General features: G+C 65.9%; 11 protein-coding genes and 3 pseudogenes. 12 read left to right on the top strand and 2 right to left on the bottom strand.

What is annotated here, in order from left to right; genetic code table 11:
- Positions 1-39: 39 nt before the first annotated feature.
- The 9 genes and pseudogenes from A6A40_RS27805 (at position 40) to A6A40_RS27835 (ending at position 7,719) form a co-directional block, all read left to right on the top strand.
- Positions 40-1,020 carry an ABC transporter permease gene (locus A6A40_RS27805; protein ID WP_108549084.1) on the top strand — a complete coding sequence of 327 codons (981 nt, stop codon included), beginning with the start codon at positions 40-42 and terminating at the stop codon, positions 1,018-1,020.
- Positions 1,017-1,859, top strand: a complete 843-nt coding sequence (locus tag A6A40_RS27810) for an ABC transporter permease (RefSeq protein WP_108549085.1) — start codon at positions 1,017-1,019, stop codon at positions 1,857-1,859. Before A6A40_RS27805 ends, A6A40_RS27810 begins: the two co-directional genes overlap by 4 nt.
- Before the next feature lie 4 nt (positions 1,860-1,863).
- A partial coding sequence (locus A6A40_RS31985) for an ATP-binding cassette domain-containing protein (protein WP_418208640.1) occupies positions 1,864-2,407 on the top strand: 544 nt, incomplete at its 3' end.
- A gap of 1 nt (position 2,408) precedes the next feature.
- Positions 2,409-3,134: pseudogene (locus tag A6A40_RS31990) on the top strand (ATP-binding cassette domain-containing protein); the annotation flags it as partial.
- A 1-nt stretch (position 3,135) separates the two neighbouring features.
- A pseudogene (locus A6A40_RS31995) lies at positions 3,136-3,435 on the top strand (microcin ABC transporter ATP-binding protein); the annotation flags it as partial.
- Positions 3,436-4,419, top strand: coding sequence for a ketopantoate reductase family protein (locus A6A40_RS27820; RefSeq protein ID WP_108549086.1), 984 nt, complete (start codon positions 3,436-3,438; stop codon positions 4,417-4,419). It abuts the pseudogene before it with no gap.
- Positions 4,420-4,494: 75 nt separating this feature from the next.
- Positions 4,495-5,736, top strand: coding sequence for a Zn-dependent hydrolase (locus A6A40_RS27825; protein ID WP_108549087.1), 1,242 nt, complete (start codon positions 4,495-4,497; stop codon positions 5,734-5,736).
- Between the two features lie 25 nt (positions 5,737-5,761).
- Positions 5,762-6,814, top strand: coding sequence for a histone deacetylase family protein (locus tag A6A40_RS27830; protein WP_108549088.1), 1,053 nt, complete (start codon positions 5,762-5,764; stop codon positions 6,812-6,814).
- Positions 6,811-7,719 (top strand): DMT family transporter, encoded by a 909-nt coding sequence (locus A6A40_RS27835; protein ID WP_108549089.1) that lies wholly within the window; start codon positions 6,811-6,813, stop codon positions 7,717-7,719. The genes A6A40_RS27830 and A6A40_RS27835 overlap by 4 nt, the downstream gene beginning before the upstream one ends.
- A 22-nt stretch (positions 7,720-7,741) precedes the next feature.
- On the opposite strand, the gene A6A40_RS27840 is transcribed toward A6A40_RS27835, so the two are convergent.
- Positions 7,742-8,767, bottom strand: coding sequence for a hypothetical protein (locus A6A40_RS27840; RefSeq protein WP_108549502.1), 1,026 nt, complete (start codon positions 8,765-8,767; stop codon positions 7,742-7,744).
- 177 nt (positions 8,768-8,944) lie between these two features.
- On the opposite strand from A6A40_RS27840, the gene A6A40_RS27845 reads away from it, so the two are divergent.
- On the top strand, positions 8,945-10,273 hold the full coding sequence (locus tag A6A40_RS27845; protein WP_108549090.1) for a GH1 family beta-glucosidase: 1,329 nt from the start codon (positions 8,945-8,947) through the stop codon (positions 10,271-10,273).
- On the opposite strand, the gene A6A40_RS27850 is transcribed toward A6A40_RS27845, so the two are convergent.
- Positions 10,206-10,817 (bottom strand): hypothetical protein (locus A6A40_RS27850; protein ID WP_236784105.1); only part of this gene is annotated, 612 nt, incomplete at its 5' end. The two genes, A6A40_RS27845 and A6A40_RS27850, sit on opposite strands and share 68 nt — an antisense overlap.
- Positions 10,818-11,178: 361 nt before the next feature.
- On the opposite strand from A6A40_RS27850, the gene A6A40_RS30605 reads away from it, so the two are divergent.
- Positions 11,179-13,227 (top strand): hypothetical protein, encoded by a 2,049-nt coding sequence (locus A6A40_RS30605; RefSeq protein ID WP_146191665.1) that lies wholly within the window; start codon positions 11,179-11,181, stop codon positions 13,225-13,227.
- A gap of 159 nt (positions 13,228-13,386) precedes the next feature.
- A pseudogene (locus A6A40_RS32000) lies at positions 13,387-14,997 on the top strand (indolepyruvate ferredoxin oxidoreductase family protein); the annotation flags it as partial.

Consider the following 14,997-nt stretch of genomic DNA (forward strand, 5'->3'; position numbering starts at 1 on the left):
GGGAGGGAGGGGGCACTCTCCGCAAGTAGGAACCTGCCCATGCTGGGATTCGCCCAACTCTTCGCGAGCCGCCTGGTCAAGGCCGCCGCGATCCTGATAGCCATCGTGGTGATGAACTTCTTCCTCGTCCATGCCGCCCCCGGCGACCCGGCCATGGTGATGGCGGGCGAAGCCGGGGCCGCCGACGAGAAGTTCGTGGCACAGCTGCGCGAGCAGTTCGGGCTCGACCGCCCGATCCTCGAACAGCTCGGCACCTATGTCGGCAAGATCGTGCAGGGCGATCTCGGCTTTTCCTACCGGCAGCAGCGGCCGGTCTGGGACATCCTGGCGGAACGGCTGCCGGCCACCCTGGTGCTGACGCTGACCGCCTTCCTGCTGGCGCTGGCGCTGGGCGTGGCGCTCGGCACGCTGGCCGCCGTCACGGTCGGCACCTGGGCCGACAGCGCCATCACCGTCGTGGCACTGCTGGCCTACGCCACGCCGATCTACTGGATCGGGCTGATGCTGAGCCTGCTGTTCTCGATCCAGCTGGGATGGCTGCCAGCCTTCGGCTACGAGACGGTCGGGGCCGGCTATACCGGGCTTGCCCATGTCGCCGACGTGGCCAAGCACCTGATCCTGCCGGTCATCACGCTGGCGCTGTTCTACATGGCGAGCTACGCGCGCCTCACCCGCGCCTCGATGCTGGAGGTGCGCGGCCTCGATTTCATCAAGACCGCCAAGGCCAAGGGGCTGTCGCAGGGGCGGATCGTCACCCGCCATGTGCTGCGCAACGCCATCCTGCCGGTCATCACCGTGGCCGGCATCCAGGCCGGGCAGCTGGTCGGCGGCTCCATCCTGATCGAAACGGTGTTCGCCTGGCCCGGCATCGGCCGGCTGGCCTTCGAGGCGGTGCTGCAGCGCGACTATCAGGTGCTGCTGGGCATCTTCCTGGTCACGTCGATCATGGTGATCCTCTTCAACATCCTGACCGACATCCTCTACGGCCTCGTCGATCCGCGCATCCAGGTGTCCCAATGATGAAGTCCGAATTCTGGCGGGCCTTCGCCCGCAACAAGGGCGCGGTCCTGGGCCTCGTCATCCTGGCGGCCATCGTCGTGCTGGCGGCCTTCGCCTCCCTCCTGTTCCCCAACGATCCCTGGGACATGGCGACCGCCCCGTTCCAGCCGCCGCTGTCGGAGGACGCGCTTCTGGGCTCCGACATGCTGGGCCGCGACATCGCCGCCGGCATCGCCCATGGGGCGCGGGTGTCGCTGCTGATCGGCCTGACCTCCACCGCCGCCGCGCTGGCCATCGGCGTCACGCTGGGGGCACTGGCCGGCTTCCATGGCGGCCGGGTGGACGACGCCATCATGCGTTTCACCGAGCTGTTCCAGACCATCCCCAACTTCGTGCTGGCCGTGGTGCTGGTCGCCATCTTCACGCCCAGCCTGACCACCATCGTGCTGGCGATCGCCATCGTCAGCTGGCCGCCGCTGGCACGATTGGCCCGTGCCGAGTTCCTCAGCCTGCGCACCCGCGAGTTCGTCCAGGCCGCCATCACCACCGGCCAGAGCAACACCACCATCATCCTGCGCCAGATCCTGCCCAACAGCCTGTCGCCGATCATCGTCTCGGCCTCCCTCATGGTGGCGACCGCCATCCTGCTGGAAAGCTCGCTGAGCTTCCTGGGGCTGGGCGATCCGAACGCCATGAGCTGGGGCTACATGATCGGCGCCGCCCGCACGGTGATCCGTCAGGCCTGGTGGATGAGCGTCTTCCCCGGCCTCGCCATCGTGCTGACCGTGCTGGCGCTGAACCTCGTCGGCGAGGGGCTGAACGACGCCTTGAACCCGAAGCTCGCCCGGTCGCGCGGGTGACCCGATGAGCCTGTCCGAATTGGATCGCAATCCCGTGGAGACCGCCGCCATGACCACCCCCCTGTTGGATGTGCGTGGCCTCAGCATCGCGCTGCCGCCGGGCGCCGACCGCCCGCTGGCGGTCGACAACCTGACCTTCACCCTGAACCCCGACGAGATCCTCTGCGTGGTCGGCGAGTCCGGCTCCGGCAAGTCGATGACCGCGCACGCCATGATGGGCCTGCTGCCGGCTCCGCATGTTCGGGTCGCCGGCGGCAGCCTGCTGTTCAAGGGCCGGGACGTGCTGGCCATGCCGGAGGCGGAGCAGCGTTCCTTGCGCGGCGGCCGCATCGCCATGGTGTTCCAGGAGCCGATGACGGCGCTGAATCCGCTGATGCGGGTCGGCCGCCAGATCGGCGAGAGCTTGCGCGAGCACACCGACCTGCCCGCCCCGGCGCGGCGCGCCCGCGTGGTGGAGCTGCTTGCCCAGGTCGGCCTGCCCAACCCGGCCGAACTGGCCGAGGCCTATCCTTTCCGCCTGTCGGGCGGCCAACGCCAGCGCGTGATGANACGTCACCACCCAGAAGCAGATCCTCGACCTGATCCGCTCGATCCAGGCCGAACGCCACATGGGCATGATGTTCATCACCCATGATTTCGGCGTGGTGGCGGAGATCGCCCACCGGGTGGCGGTGATGCGCCACGGCAAGCTGGTGGAGTACGGTCCGGCGTCGGACGTGCTGAACCGGCCGCAGCATCCCTACACCCGGCAGCTGATCGCCTCAGTCCCGCACTACATCGAGCACCGCGACGACCACACCAAGGCGGGCGCCCCGTTGCTGGTCGCCGACAAGGTGCGCAAGGTCTTCCATGTCGGCGGCGGGCTGTTCAAGAAATCCAAGGAAGTGGTTGCCGGCGACGACCTGTCGCTGACCATCCATCCCGGCGAGACGGTGGGGCTGGTCGGTGAATCCGGGTCAGGCAAATCGACGCTCGGCCGCTCCATCGTCGGGCTGATCAAGCCGGATTCGGGACGCATCCTGTTCGAAGGCACCGACCTGCTGGCGCTCGACCGCAAGGGCTTCCGGCCCTATCGCCGGGCGGTGCAGATGGTGTTCCAGGACCCCTACGCCTCGCTGAACCCGCGCCACCGCGTCGGCGACATCGTGGCCCAGGGGCCGGTCGCCTTCGGCGAGGACCGCAACAGGGCGTTGGCCCGCGCGCGGGAATTGCTGGCGATGGTCGGCCTCGACGGCTCGGCCGCCGACCGCTTCCCGCACGAGTTCTCCGGCGGCCNGACGAGCCGGTGTCGGCGCTCGACGTCTCGGTGCAGGGGCAGGTGCTGGAACTGCTGGACGACATCCGCAAGCGGCTGAACCTCGCCATGCTGTTCATCACCCACGATCTGCGGGTGGCCGCCCAGGTCTGCGACACCATCGCGGTGATGCGCCGCGGCAGGATCGTCGAGCTGGGCACCGCGCGGGAGGTGTTCACCCATCCGCGCGACGCCTACACCCGCAGCCTGCTCGACGCCATTCCCGGCAAGGCGTGGCACATCCCGGACGACCTGCAAAAAGTCCCAGCGGGAGCGCACTGAATGAAGGTCGCCATCATCGGGGCCGGAGCGGTCGGCGGTCTGCTGGCCGCCCGACTGGGCGCCACAGACGCCGAGGTGACGCTGGTCGCCCGGCCGAACGCCGCATCCGCCATCCGCCGCAACGGCCTGACCATGGTGACGCCGCTGAACCGCGTCGCCCGGATCACCCCGCGCATCACCGACGACAGCCTGTCGCTGGGTCCGCAGGACGCGGTGTTCCTCTGCGTCAAGGCCCATGCGTTGCGCGGCACCATCGACACGCTGACCCCGCTGCTGGGGCCGGAGACCGCCCTCGTGCCGATGATCAACGGCATCCCCTGGTGGTATCCGCACCGCCAGCCGGACCCTTTGGCCGACCGGCCGCTCGCCAGCGTCGATCCCGACGGGCTGCTGTGGCGCTCCATCGATCCCGACCGGGTGGTGGGGGCGACGACCTTCGTCGCGGTGGAGGGCGACGGCCCCTGCCGCCTGCGCCATGTCAGCGACCAGCGCTTCGTCTTCGGCGACGTTGCCGGCCGCGACAACCCGGCGGTGGACCGCATCGTCACGCTGTTCGGGCAGGCCGGATTCCAGCCGGCGAAGACCGCTGATATTCGCCAAGCGATCTGGGTGAAGCTGTGGGGCAACCTCGCCTTCAACCCGCTCAGCGTGCTGACCGGATCGACGCTGGGCCGGCTGTGCAACGATCCCGGCACGCGTGAGACCGGCCGCGCCATGATGCTGGAGGCCAAGGCGGTGGCGGAGACGCTGGGTGTGGTCTTCACCACCAGCGTGGACGAACGCATCGCCATGGCCGCAGGCGTCGGCGACTTCAAGACGTCGATGCTGCAGGACTATGAGGCCGGCCGCCGCCTGGAACTGGAGGCGATCCTGGGCTCGGTTATCGAACTGGCGGAGCGTTGCGGCGTGGACGTGCCGATGCTGCGCGCCGTGCTGGCGATGGTCGATCTGCGGGCGCGGGAGCGGCGGGAGGTGGCGGCTTAGAGGCCGCAACCGCCGGACTCTTGCCCCCACCTCTTCAATCCAAACAACCAACAAACAAACACCCCCGGAGCCACCATGCCCCTCCCCTCCAACCTGCCGATCGACGCCGACCGCCTGTGGGACAGCTTGGCCTCGATGGCGAAGATCGGCGCCACCGCAAAGGGCGGCAGCTGCCGCCTCGCCCTGTCGGATGAGGACAAGGCCGGCCGCGACCTGTTCGTCTCCTGGTGCGAGGCCGCCGGCTGCGCCGTGACCATCGACCGCATCGGCAACATCTTCGCCCGCCGCAAGGGCCGCGACGACAGCCTGGCCCCGGTGGTGATGGGCAGCCATCTCGACACCCAGCCGACCGGCGGACGCTTCGACGGCGTGTTCGGCGTGCTGGCGGCACTGGAGGTTGTGCGCTCGCTGAACGACCGCGGGGTGGAGACCCTGCACCCGGTCGAAGTCGCGGTGTGGACCAACGAGGAGGGCTCGCGCTTCTCCCCGCCGATGATGGGCTCGGGCGTCGTCACCGGAATCTTCACGCTGGAGGAGATCCTCGACAAGGTGGCGCAGGACGGCGCGCGGCTCGGCGACGAACTGGTCCGCACCGGCTATGCCGGCGAGGCCCCGGTCGATCACCCGATGCATGCCTATCTGGAGGCCCACATCGAACAGGGGCCGGTGCTGGAGGTCGAGGGCAAGGAGATCGGCGTCGTCACCGGCGCGCAGGGCCAGCGCTGGTACGAGGTGACGGTGACGGGCGTCGAGGCCCATGCCGGCCCGACGCCGATGCGCCTGCGCCGCGACGCGCTGGTGGCCGCATCGGCCATGGTGCAGGCGGTGCAGCGGGTCGGGCTGGAGACGGCCGGCGACCCGTGCGCCACCGTCGGCATCCTCGACGTCCACCCGCATTCGCGCAACGTCATCCCCGGCCGGGTGTTCTTCACCGTCGATCTGCGCCACCCGAACGCCGACACGCTGGCCGACATGGACCGCCGCTTCCGCGCCGCCGTCGCCGAGATCGCCGAACAGCAGGGGGTGGGTGCCGAGATCGCCGATTTCTGGCACTTCCCGCCGACGCCCTTTGCCCAGCCGCTGGTCGACAGGGTGCGCGAAGCGGCGGGCGGATTCGGCTTCAGCCACCGCGACATCGTGTCGGGCGCCGGCCACGACGCGGTCTATGTGGCGGGCAAGGTGCCGACGGCGATGATCTTCATCCCCTGCGAGGACGGCATCAGCCACAACGAGGTCGAGAACATCTCCCCCGCCGACGGCGCCCGCGGTGCCGCCGTGCTGTTCGAAACGCTGGTCGCCACGGCTGGCAGGCCCTGAGCGCAGAAGCCCCGGAGTCCCCCCCATGAAGTTCGTCCATCACCCCGACGCCGCCCTGCACCGTCCCGCCACCTACTTCAACAAGGGCCTGCTGCGCGCCCTGCCGGAGAAGCCGGAACGGGTCGGCGCACTGGCCTCGCTGATCGAAAAGCGCGGGGAGCAGTTGATCCGGCCCGACGATTACGGCCCCGCCCCGCGCGCCGCGGTTCATACCCCGGCCTATCTTGCCTTCCTGGAGACCGCGCATGCCCGCTGGGTGGCGGAGGGCGACATGGGCGACGTGGTGCTGCCCAATGTCCACCGGATGCAGGCGGCCCCCAACTACCCGACCAGCATCGTCGGGCAGGCCGGCTGGCACATGTTCGACACCGCCTGCCCGATCGGCGAGGGCACCTGGGCCGCCACCTGCGCGGCGACGAACGCCGCCATCCATGCGGCGAAGCTGGTCGCCACCGGGGCGGACAGCGCGGCCTACGCGCTGTGCCGGCCGCCGGGCCACCATGCCACCCGCGATATGGCCGGCGGTTTCTGCTATCTCAACCATGTCGCCGTCGCGGCGGAGTCGGTGCTGCCGCTCCTGCGCGCCCAGGGCCGGGCGGCGCGGGTGGCGATCATCGACGTCGACGTCCATCACGGCAACGGCACGCAGGATATCTTCTACGAGCGCGACGATGTCTTCTTCGTCTCGGTCCACGGCGACCCGGCGGAGTTCTATCCGCACATGGCGGGCTTCGCGCAGGAGCGCGGGACCGGCCGCGGCGAGGGCTACACCCTGAACCTGCCGCTGCCCATCGGCAGCGACGAGCCGACGGTGCTGGCGACCATCGGCAAGGGGCTGGAAGCGATCCGCCGCTTCGGGCCGGACATGCTGTTCGTCTCGCTGGGCTTCGACACCTTCATCGACGATCCGCTGGCTGCCTTCGGCGTCACGACGCCGGGCTTCGCCCGCATGGGCGCGCTGCTCGCCGCCGCCGGACTGCCGACCGTGCTGGTGCAGGAGGGCGGATACGCCATCGACGCCTTGTCGGCCAACCTGTCGAGCTTCCTGGACGGGTTCGAAGGCAAGACAGCGGCATGACCGCCATCGCCGCCAGCGGGGCCGGCCGCGATCCGGTCAAGTATCTGCTGATCGTCGCCATCAGCCTGTTCTGGGGCCTGAACTGGCCGGCGGTGAAGACGATCCTGACGCAGATGCCGATCTTCAGCCTGCGCGCCATCGGCTTCACCGCCGGGGCGGTGCTGCTGCTGGGGGCGGCGCGTCTGGCCGGGCACCGGCTGCGGGTGGAGCGGGCGGAATGGCCGGCGCTGGCGGCGGCGGGGCTGTGCAATGTGCTGGTCTTCAACCTGTGCACGGCGCTGGGGCAGAGCCTGATGGCGACCTCGCAGGCGGCGATCGTCGCCTTCACCATGCCGGTGTGGGCGACGCTGCTGGCGATCCCGCTGCTGGGCGAGCGGCCGGGCCGGCGCCAGATCGTCGGGCTGGCCTGCGGGCTGGCCGGGCTGATGGTCCTGCTGGGGCCGGAGGCGCTGACGGCGCCGCCGTCGCAGCTGGCCGGTCCGGCGGTGATGCTGGTGTCGGCGCTGGCCTGGGCGCTGGGCACCATCGTGATGAAGCGGCGGGTCTGGCGCAGCAACCCGATGGTCATCACCGGCTGGCAATATGTGCTGTGCGCCCCGCCGATGATCCTGCTGGCGATGACCGAGGCGAGGCCGGCCCTGGCCGAGATCCACCCGGCGGTCTGGGCCGGCTTCGCCTGGCACATCGTCTGTTCGATCTGCGCGGCGCAGGCGCTGTGGTACGTCACCGTCCGCCGGCTGACGGTGGGCGAGGCGGCGGTCAGCACCCTGCTGATCCCGGTGGTCGGGGTCGGCGGAGCGGTGCTGCTGCTGGGCGAGCCGGTGACGCTGCGGCTGGCGGCGGCGCTGGTGCTGATCCTCGCCGCCGTCGCCTGCGTGCTGGCGGTCAGGCCCGCCCGGCGCTGACCTGACCCTGCCCTGCCCCGCCTTACTCCTCGGTGAGGCGGCGGCAGCGCCGCTTCATCATCGCCAGCGCCTCGTCGGCGCGGGGGCCGGTGAGGTCGAAGGTCCGCTCGTCGAGCGGCACGCCGTCGGAGTTGTAGGCGCGGACCAGCAGCCCTTCCGGCGTCTGGGCGACCGACAGGTCGAGCACGCCGTCGCCGGTCTCGTTGCCGGCGATGTCGAGGAAGTCGTTGACCTCGTCGAAGTTGGCCTCCACATCGTCCGGCCAGACGCCCTCGGCGGTGAAGTCCAAGAGGTCGTTCAGCCCGCCGACCGGCTCGCAGCGCTTCACCCGCGGATCGGCGGCGGCCACCGCCTCGGCGAAGGCGGCCATCGACTGGCGGATGCGCTCCTGCTCGATGGGGTCGATCTCCAGCTCCTGCCCGTCGTCGGCGAAGCCGAGCTTCAGCGGATCGGGCATGCCCTCGCCCTCCAGCTCCGCGTCCTCCTCGATCACCAGACCGACGACGCCGACCAGCCGGGTGCCGGTCTCGTCGGCGGGGGCCAGCAGATCCTGCGTGCGGGCGAAGCTCTCCGCCTCCTCCGGCGAGGAGATCAGGCGGCGCAGCAGGGTGCGGCGGTCGGCGGCATCCAGGTAGGACAGCGGCTCCGGATCCAGCCACAGCGGCAGCAGCCGCATGTCGACGGCCTTTTCCAGCAGCCCGGCCGAATCGAGCGCCTCCTCGATCACGCCCACCGGCGGCGGCGCGTCCAGCGGCCCGTCCACCTCCAGCACCAGCCAGAACAGGGTGGAGAGGGTCGGGTCGCCCTGCTCGTCGGTGCCCTGCGCGGTTTCGGAGAAGGCCTCGACCTCGTCCATGAAGTCGTAGCCTTCCTCCTCGCGCAGCTTGCCCACGGCCGCTTCGATCACGCCCTGGCGGTTGCCGTCCAGCACCTCGTCCAGCAGCGCGCCGAAGCGCTCGTCATTGTTGCGCCACAGCCGGACCAGCCGGTCGGCCGGCGTCCCGCTGAACTGGCCGCCCTTGCCGTTGACCCCGTCCTTTTTCGCCATGATGCGCCCGTTCCTTTCTGAATCGCTCGTCCGGTCGGCCAGACCATAGGAGTGCCGCGCCATCCTGTCGACCGCGATATCGTGACGGAGCATCCGCCGGGAACAGCGACGATTGGCCCCTTCCACCCGGACGGGAAAGAGGTAGGATCCGATCGTCCATCTTTCGGGTGATCCGCCATGGCCGAACGTCCGGTTTTTCCCAAAGACTTCCTGTGGGGCGCCTCCACCTCCGCCTATCAGATCGAGGGCGGGGCCGAGGCCGACGGGCGGGCGCCCAGCATCTGGGACAGCTTCTGCAAGCTGAAGGGCCGGGTCGACAACGGCGAGAGCGGCGACGTCGCCTGCGACCATTACCACCGGATGCCGGAGGATGTGGCGCTGATGAAGGGGCTGGGCGTCGATGCCTACCGCTTCTCGGTGTCCTGGCCGCGGGTGCTGCCGCGCGGCAAGGGGGCGGTGAATGAAGCCGGGTTGGACTTCTACGACCGGCTGATCGACCGGCTGCTGGAGGCGGGGATCGAGCCCTGGCTGTGCCTCTATCACTGGGACCTGCCGCAGGCGCTGCAGGATCTGGGCGGCTGGTCGGCCCGCGACTGCGCCGGCTGGTATGCCGACTATGCCGCACTCTGCGCCCGGCGCTACGGCGACCGGGTGAAGCGCTGGATCACCTTCAACGAGTTCTCGGTCTTCACCCTGTTCGGCTATGCGATTCCCTGGGCGGCGCCGGGAATCGTCGACCGGGCGCAGCATCTGCGCGCCATCCACCACGTCAACCTCGCCCATGGCGCCGGGGTGGACGTGCTGCGCGCGCTGGTGCCGGGTGCCTCCATCGGCGCGGTGCACAGCGTCCAGCCGATGCGGCCCGAGACCGACCGCCCGGAGGATGTCGAGGCCGCCGCCCTGTTCGACGAGCATTGGAACCGCGCCTTCCCCGACGCCCAGCTGCGGGCCCATTATCCGCGCCGCATCGCCGAGGCCATCGAGCCCTATGTGCAGCCCGGCGACATGGCGCGCATCGCCCGTCCGCTGGACTGGTTCGGGCTGAACCATTACGCCCCGGTCTATGGCCGCAAGGACGACAGCCTGATCTGGGGCTTCGGCTTCGGCTCGCCGCCGGCGGGGATGAAGCGGACGGCCATCGACTGGCCCTATGACCCCGGCTGTTTCCGCGACACGCTGATCGACCTGACCCGCCGCTACCGCCTGCCGATCTATGTGACGGAGAACGGATACGGCACCAAGGCGGCGGAGGCGCCGGACGCCGAGGGCCGCGTGGTGGATGCCGAGCGGCTGGCCTACCTCCAGGCCTACATCGCCGCGATGGCGGAGGCGAAGGCGCGGGGGGCCGACGTGCGGGGATATTTCGTCTGGTCGCTGCTGGACAATTTCGAATGGGGCGGCGGCTATGGCACGCGGTTCGGCATCGTCCATGTCGATTTCACGACGCAAGCGCGGACCCCGAAGGAGTCGGCGCGCTGGTATTCGGAGCTGATCCGAGGCGGCTGACGCGGCGCCGCCCGCCCGCCTTGGCCGGCGGGGCGGCGGCGGATGGAACAGTGTGGAACGGATTTCGCGCGCTGTTCCATCCGTCCACCGGCGCCGGGGCGGGATCGGGGAGCGCAGCGGCGACCGACTCCACCGGCCGCGGGCGGGGACGGTCGCCGCCGGGGCCGGCGGGCGGCGAGGGCGGAACGGCCGGCTCGGGCTGCGGCGGCGATGAGGGCTGAGGGGGCGGCTCAGAGGGCGGCTGGGGCGACGATTGCGGGGGCGATTGCGGGGCCGGCGTTGCCGCCGGTTCCGGGGACGGGGCGGGCCGGTCGGGCTGGGGAGCGCGCGCCGCCGGTCTGGCCGGGGCGTCGAGCCCGGCGAACAGGCCGAGCCGTTCGGCCAGCCAGCGCACCGTCTTCGGATCGCCGATCGACACCAGCCGCTCGATCTGTTCCGCCACCAGGGTGCGGATCGAGGCAAGGCGCAGGTCCGCCTCCCGGTTCAACGCCTGCCGTTCCCACCAGACGCGATGGCGGAAATCCCGCGATCCGTAATAGGCCCGNGGACCGGCGGCTCCTCCGCCCAGCAGGGGAAATGGTCGTCGGAGAGGGAGCGGCTGTCGAGCGGCATGGCGGGGCTCCGCGGGTGGATGGGACCAGCGGGGGAGGATATAGGAATTTTTTCTGGTTGGGGGATTTTCCTCATATGCTGGGATTGAGATCTATTGGCAGGTGGTAAATTGCGAGTGGAAACTGGCAAAATCCCCGAGCAAATAACTGCTTCCGGCATAGGACAACCAATCTTAAACCATCGAGGTTCAAGTTGAAGAATAACCTGACATTTGGCATCTTATCGCACATAATCATATCTGACGCGCCTAGAGCGTGCACTATATGATAACAAACAATTTTAGGGTGTTTAAAATGTCGAGATTTTCCCCCTTGGTTGATAGGAGCACACCATTTTCCCGCAGGGCAGCCAAGCTAAAGCCGCCAACTGCTGCGGCCTTCAATTTAAGCGATTGGGAATCTGCATTCTTAGAAGAAACTGCTACCAAAGATGACCAGAACCTTCTTGATGCGGTGCGTTGGCTTGCGGCCGAATCTGCTGCAGCAATCACCACGTTTTCTAACCCAATTTTGAAAACCCTAAGCCCTGAATGGAGCACTGTTTTAGCAATTGCTGCACTGAACAGAGAGTTTCGGACAGTCATGGAGATATCAGAAGAGCGTAGGCATGAATTGATAAAGAAAGATATCGTTTCGTTAGACACAATGGCCGCCATGACAATTACGGGCGCAGGAGGTCAAGAATCAAAGCCATCTGATATCATAGCAACAGCGATAGACTCTATCGAAAATTGGCTTTTTGATGCCAATCAGTCAACTGGAGAACTAGGAGATAAATTCATAGACCTTGCACAAACAGCCGTTTCAGCCATTCAATTTTATAGCTTTCGCAAGCAGTTGAACGATATTTGGAATAAGGTTTGGTTCGAAGGTTGGCACATCCATCAGGATGATAATCATGTATACTGGTGGCTCCCAGGAGATGAAAGATTCGAGGAACTAAGGGTTGCATGGCATAGTCGCCATGAAGCGAATCAGATGAATCTGCCGATAATCGATCTTACTTTATGGTCTAAACTATCTCTGAGCCAGCGCCGTAGAATATCTCGGGAAAGATCAGTCATCAAAATTAGTGAAAAGGACGTCGATATCCAAATAGAGATTGGAGATATCAACTACGATTCAAATCAATTCCCGAACTACCTTTATGAAAAAGGCGCCTTGGAGGGAAGCTATATTGCTGATTTTATCGGAACACCAATGTACATCAACCCTGAGCTTTCAGTAAACTTACTTCTAGAAGCTTGGCATGTTGTACTTGACATCGCGCAATTGCTCACAAATCTAGCCCCCCTTCCTGACGGTAGCCTGAGTCCGGCAGAAGCGCGCAAACTTGCTCTGGCGATTGACCGAGCGGCATTAATTGACGCATTAGGGGATGCATTGAAGGTTAAAAGGGAATTATCAGAAGCAATAGTTAGTTTCTTTACTTTTGAATTTCAAACTGGAGGGACTAACAAATCTAAGGGGAATAAGGGGTTATGGGCCGCTCCAGTTGTGCAAATTCCTGGATCCAATAGTGTTTTACTTGCACTTCCTGTTCTTGCTACGAGCAACATACTGCGGAGAGCAGAGTCATGGCTTGAAAAAGGTGGAATAAATGATGAAAACCCCATTAGTGCGCGTGGTGACCGTTTCGAAGCACTGTATCGCGCAAGAATATGCAAAGCAATTGCAAAAAACGAAGAGTTTGGTAACGCGAGATGTGCACCAAACGGAATTCCAAAAAATGAGAACTTTAACGAGCAAATCGATCTAGTGGTAGCCTTTGGAGGAATTTGCTTAGTTGGAGAAGTAAAATTTTATCTGATGCCTGCTGAAACTAGGGAATTTGATCGGTATGAGAGAAAACTCAAAGAAGCCGCCAGTCAATCAAAGAGAAAAGTTGATGCGCTCAAAAAACGCAATGACATACTTTCGAAAGCTCTTAAAATAGATCCAGAATCATCTGAAAAACTCAATATTTTACCAGCAGTTATAACAAATCAAGGGTATCGCTTTTCAACATACGTTGACGATGTCATAATACTGGATGGGGAGTTTTTGCGTAAATATCTTGGCTCTGCAGAAATCATTACGGGTATGGTCTTAAATCCTGCCTATGGCACATATACTAATGTATACACAAAGCTATATTCATCCGAAAACAATGCCGCAGAGAAGTTTATTGACCAGATGGAAAATCCATATGTTCTCACCAGATTTTTAGAGCGCGTTGAGTGGACTTGCACCAGATTCTTTACACTTGCACATGAAGAAACCGCAATCGTTATGCCTATTCTTGGAGATTTGTCCGCTCATGAGCTTGAGAAAGCAGAAAACGCAACGAGGAAATTAGTATAAATTACATCCAATCCCAACCACCGCAAAAATTTCGCTCACAACCCCAACAATCCGCAACAAGATTTTCCGAACGCCCCCGTTCCGCACCCAACCCGCAAAATCATTTGCCTGCAAAGGGCGCACACTCGGTCCAACGAAGGATAATCGAGGGAACGAGACATGGACGGCATGCCGACGGGCCTGCGGGCGGAGCGCGATCCCGGCCAAACTCCTGACCGGATCGACCGCAGCTATCGCCTGGACGACCGCTACAGCCGCGCCGGGGGGCAGGTCTATCTGTCGGGGACGCAGGCGCTGGTCCGGCTGCTGCTGCTCCAGGCGGAGAGCGACCGGCGGGCCGGGCTGAACACGGCGGGCTTCGTCAGCGGCTATCGCGGGTCGCCGCTGGGCGGGCTGGATCAGGCGCTGTGGCAGGCTCGCACGCATCTCGACGCCCATGCCATCCGCTTCGTCCCCGGCGTCAACGAGGATCTGGGTGCCACCGCCGTCATGGGGAGCCAGCAGGTGGAATCCTCGGGCGAGGGCAATGTCGATGGCGTGTTCGGCATGTGGTACGGCAAGGGGCCGGGGGTGGACCGCTCCGGCGACGTGCTGAAGCATGCCAACGCCTATGGCAGCTCGCCGCGCGGCGGGGTGCTGGCGGTGGCCGGCGACGACCATGGCTGCGTGTCGTCCAGCATGCCGCACCAGAGCGACCTCGCCATGATCGCATGGTCGATGCCGGTGCTGAACCCGGCGGGCATCCGCGACTATCTGGAGTTCGGGCTGTACGGCTATGCCCTGTCGCGCTTCTCCGGCGCCTGGGTCGGGTTCAAGGCGATCTCGGAATCGGTGGAAAGCTCGGGCACGGTGCGGATTTCGGCGCTGGAGGGCGGCTTCCTGCCGGTGGAGTTCGATCCGCCGCCGGGGGGGCTGCATTACCGCTGGCCCGACCTGCCCAGCCTCGCCATCGAGGAACGGCTGGCCGCCAAGGTGGCGGCGGTGAAGGCCTTCGCCCGCGTCAACCGCATCGACCGCACCGTGATGGGCGGCAGTTCCGGCCGGGGCGGCTGGCTGCGCATCGTCACCACCGGCAAGGCGCATCTCGATCTGATGGAGGCGCTGCGGCTGCTCGGCATCGGGCCGGCGGAGGCGGAGCGGATCGGGCTGTCGGTCCACAAGATCGGGCTGTCCTGGCCGCTGGAGCCGGACTTCGCGCTCGCCGCCGCCCGCGGCGCCGACGAGGTGCTGGTGGTGGAGGAGAAGGCGCCGGTCGTCGAGGGGCAGCTGAAGGATTTGCTGTTCCACCTGCCGGCCGGGGAGCGGCCGCGCGCCGTGGTCGGCAAGACCGACGAGTTCGGCGCCCCGCTGCTGCCCGCCACCGGGGAACTGCGGCCCTGGATCGTCGCCAAGGTGCTGGTGGAGCGCATCCGCCACCGCTTTCCGGAGCAGGACTTTTCCGGGAGGCTGGCGGAGCTGCTGCCGGGGGAGGCTCCCGCCGCCCCTGCCCTGCCGCGCACGCCCTATTTCTGCTCCGGCTGTCCGCACAACAGCTCGACCAAGGTGCCCGACGGCAGCAAGGCGATGGCCGGCATCGGCTGCCACTTCATGGCGTCGTGGATGGACCGCGACACGGTGGGCCTCAGCCAGATGGGCGGCGAGGGCGTCAGCTGGATCGGGCAGGCGCCGTTCAGCAAACGGCCGCACATCTTCCAGAATCTGGGCGAGGGCACCTATTTCCATTCCGGCCTGCTGGCGATCCGGCAGGCGGTGGCCGCCAAGATCACCATC

This window comes from Azospirillum humicireducens (assembly GCF_001639105.2).
GTDB classification, from domain to species: domain Bacteria; phylum Pseudomonadota; class Alphaproteobacteria; order Azospirillales; family Azospirillaceae; genus Azospirillum; species Azospirillum humicireducens.

What these genes read in the sequence shown, in the direction of transcription:
- A6A40_RS27805 (WP_108549084.1), top strand. Translation starts at nt 40, where the DNA reads ATGCTGGGATTCGCCCAACTCTTCGCGAGCCGCCTGGTCAAGGCCGCC.
- A6A40_RS27810 (WP_108549085.1), top strand. Translation starts at nt 1,017, where the DNA reads ATGATGAAGTCCGAATTCTGGCGGGCCTTCGCCCGCAACAAGGGCGCG.
- A6A40_RS27820 (WP_108549086.1), top strand. Translation starts at nt 3,436, where the DNA reads ATGAAGGTCGCCATCATCGGGGCCGGAGCGGTCGGCGGTCTGCTGGCC.
- A6A40_RS27825 (WP_108549087.1), top strand. Translation starts at nt 4,495, where the DNA reads ATGCCCCTCCCCTCCAACCTGCCGATCGACGCCGACCGCCTGTGGGAC.
- A6A40_RS27830 (WP_108549088.1), top strand. Translation starts at nt 5,762, where the DNA reads ATGAAGTTCGTCCATCACCCCGACGCCGCCCTGCACCGTCCCGCCACC.
- A6A40_RS27835 (WP_108549089.1), top strand. Translation starts at nt 6,811, where the DNA reads ATGACCGCCATCGCCGCCAGCGGGGCCGGCCGCGATCCGGTCAAGTAT.
- A6A40_RS27840 (WP_108549502.1), bottom strand. Translation starts at nt 8,767, where the DNA reads ATGGCGAAAAAGGACGGGGTCAACGGCAAGGGCGGCCAGTTCAGCGGG.
- A6A40_RS27845 (WP_108549090.1), top strand. Translation starts at nt 8,945, where the DNA reads ATGGCCGAACGTCCGGTTTTTCCCAAAGACTTCCTGTGGGGCGCCTCC.
- A6A40_RS30605 (WP_146191665.1), top strand. Translation starts at nt 11,179, where the DNA reads ATGTCGAGATTTTCCCCCTTGGTTGATAGGAGCACACCATTTTCCCGC.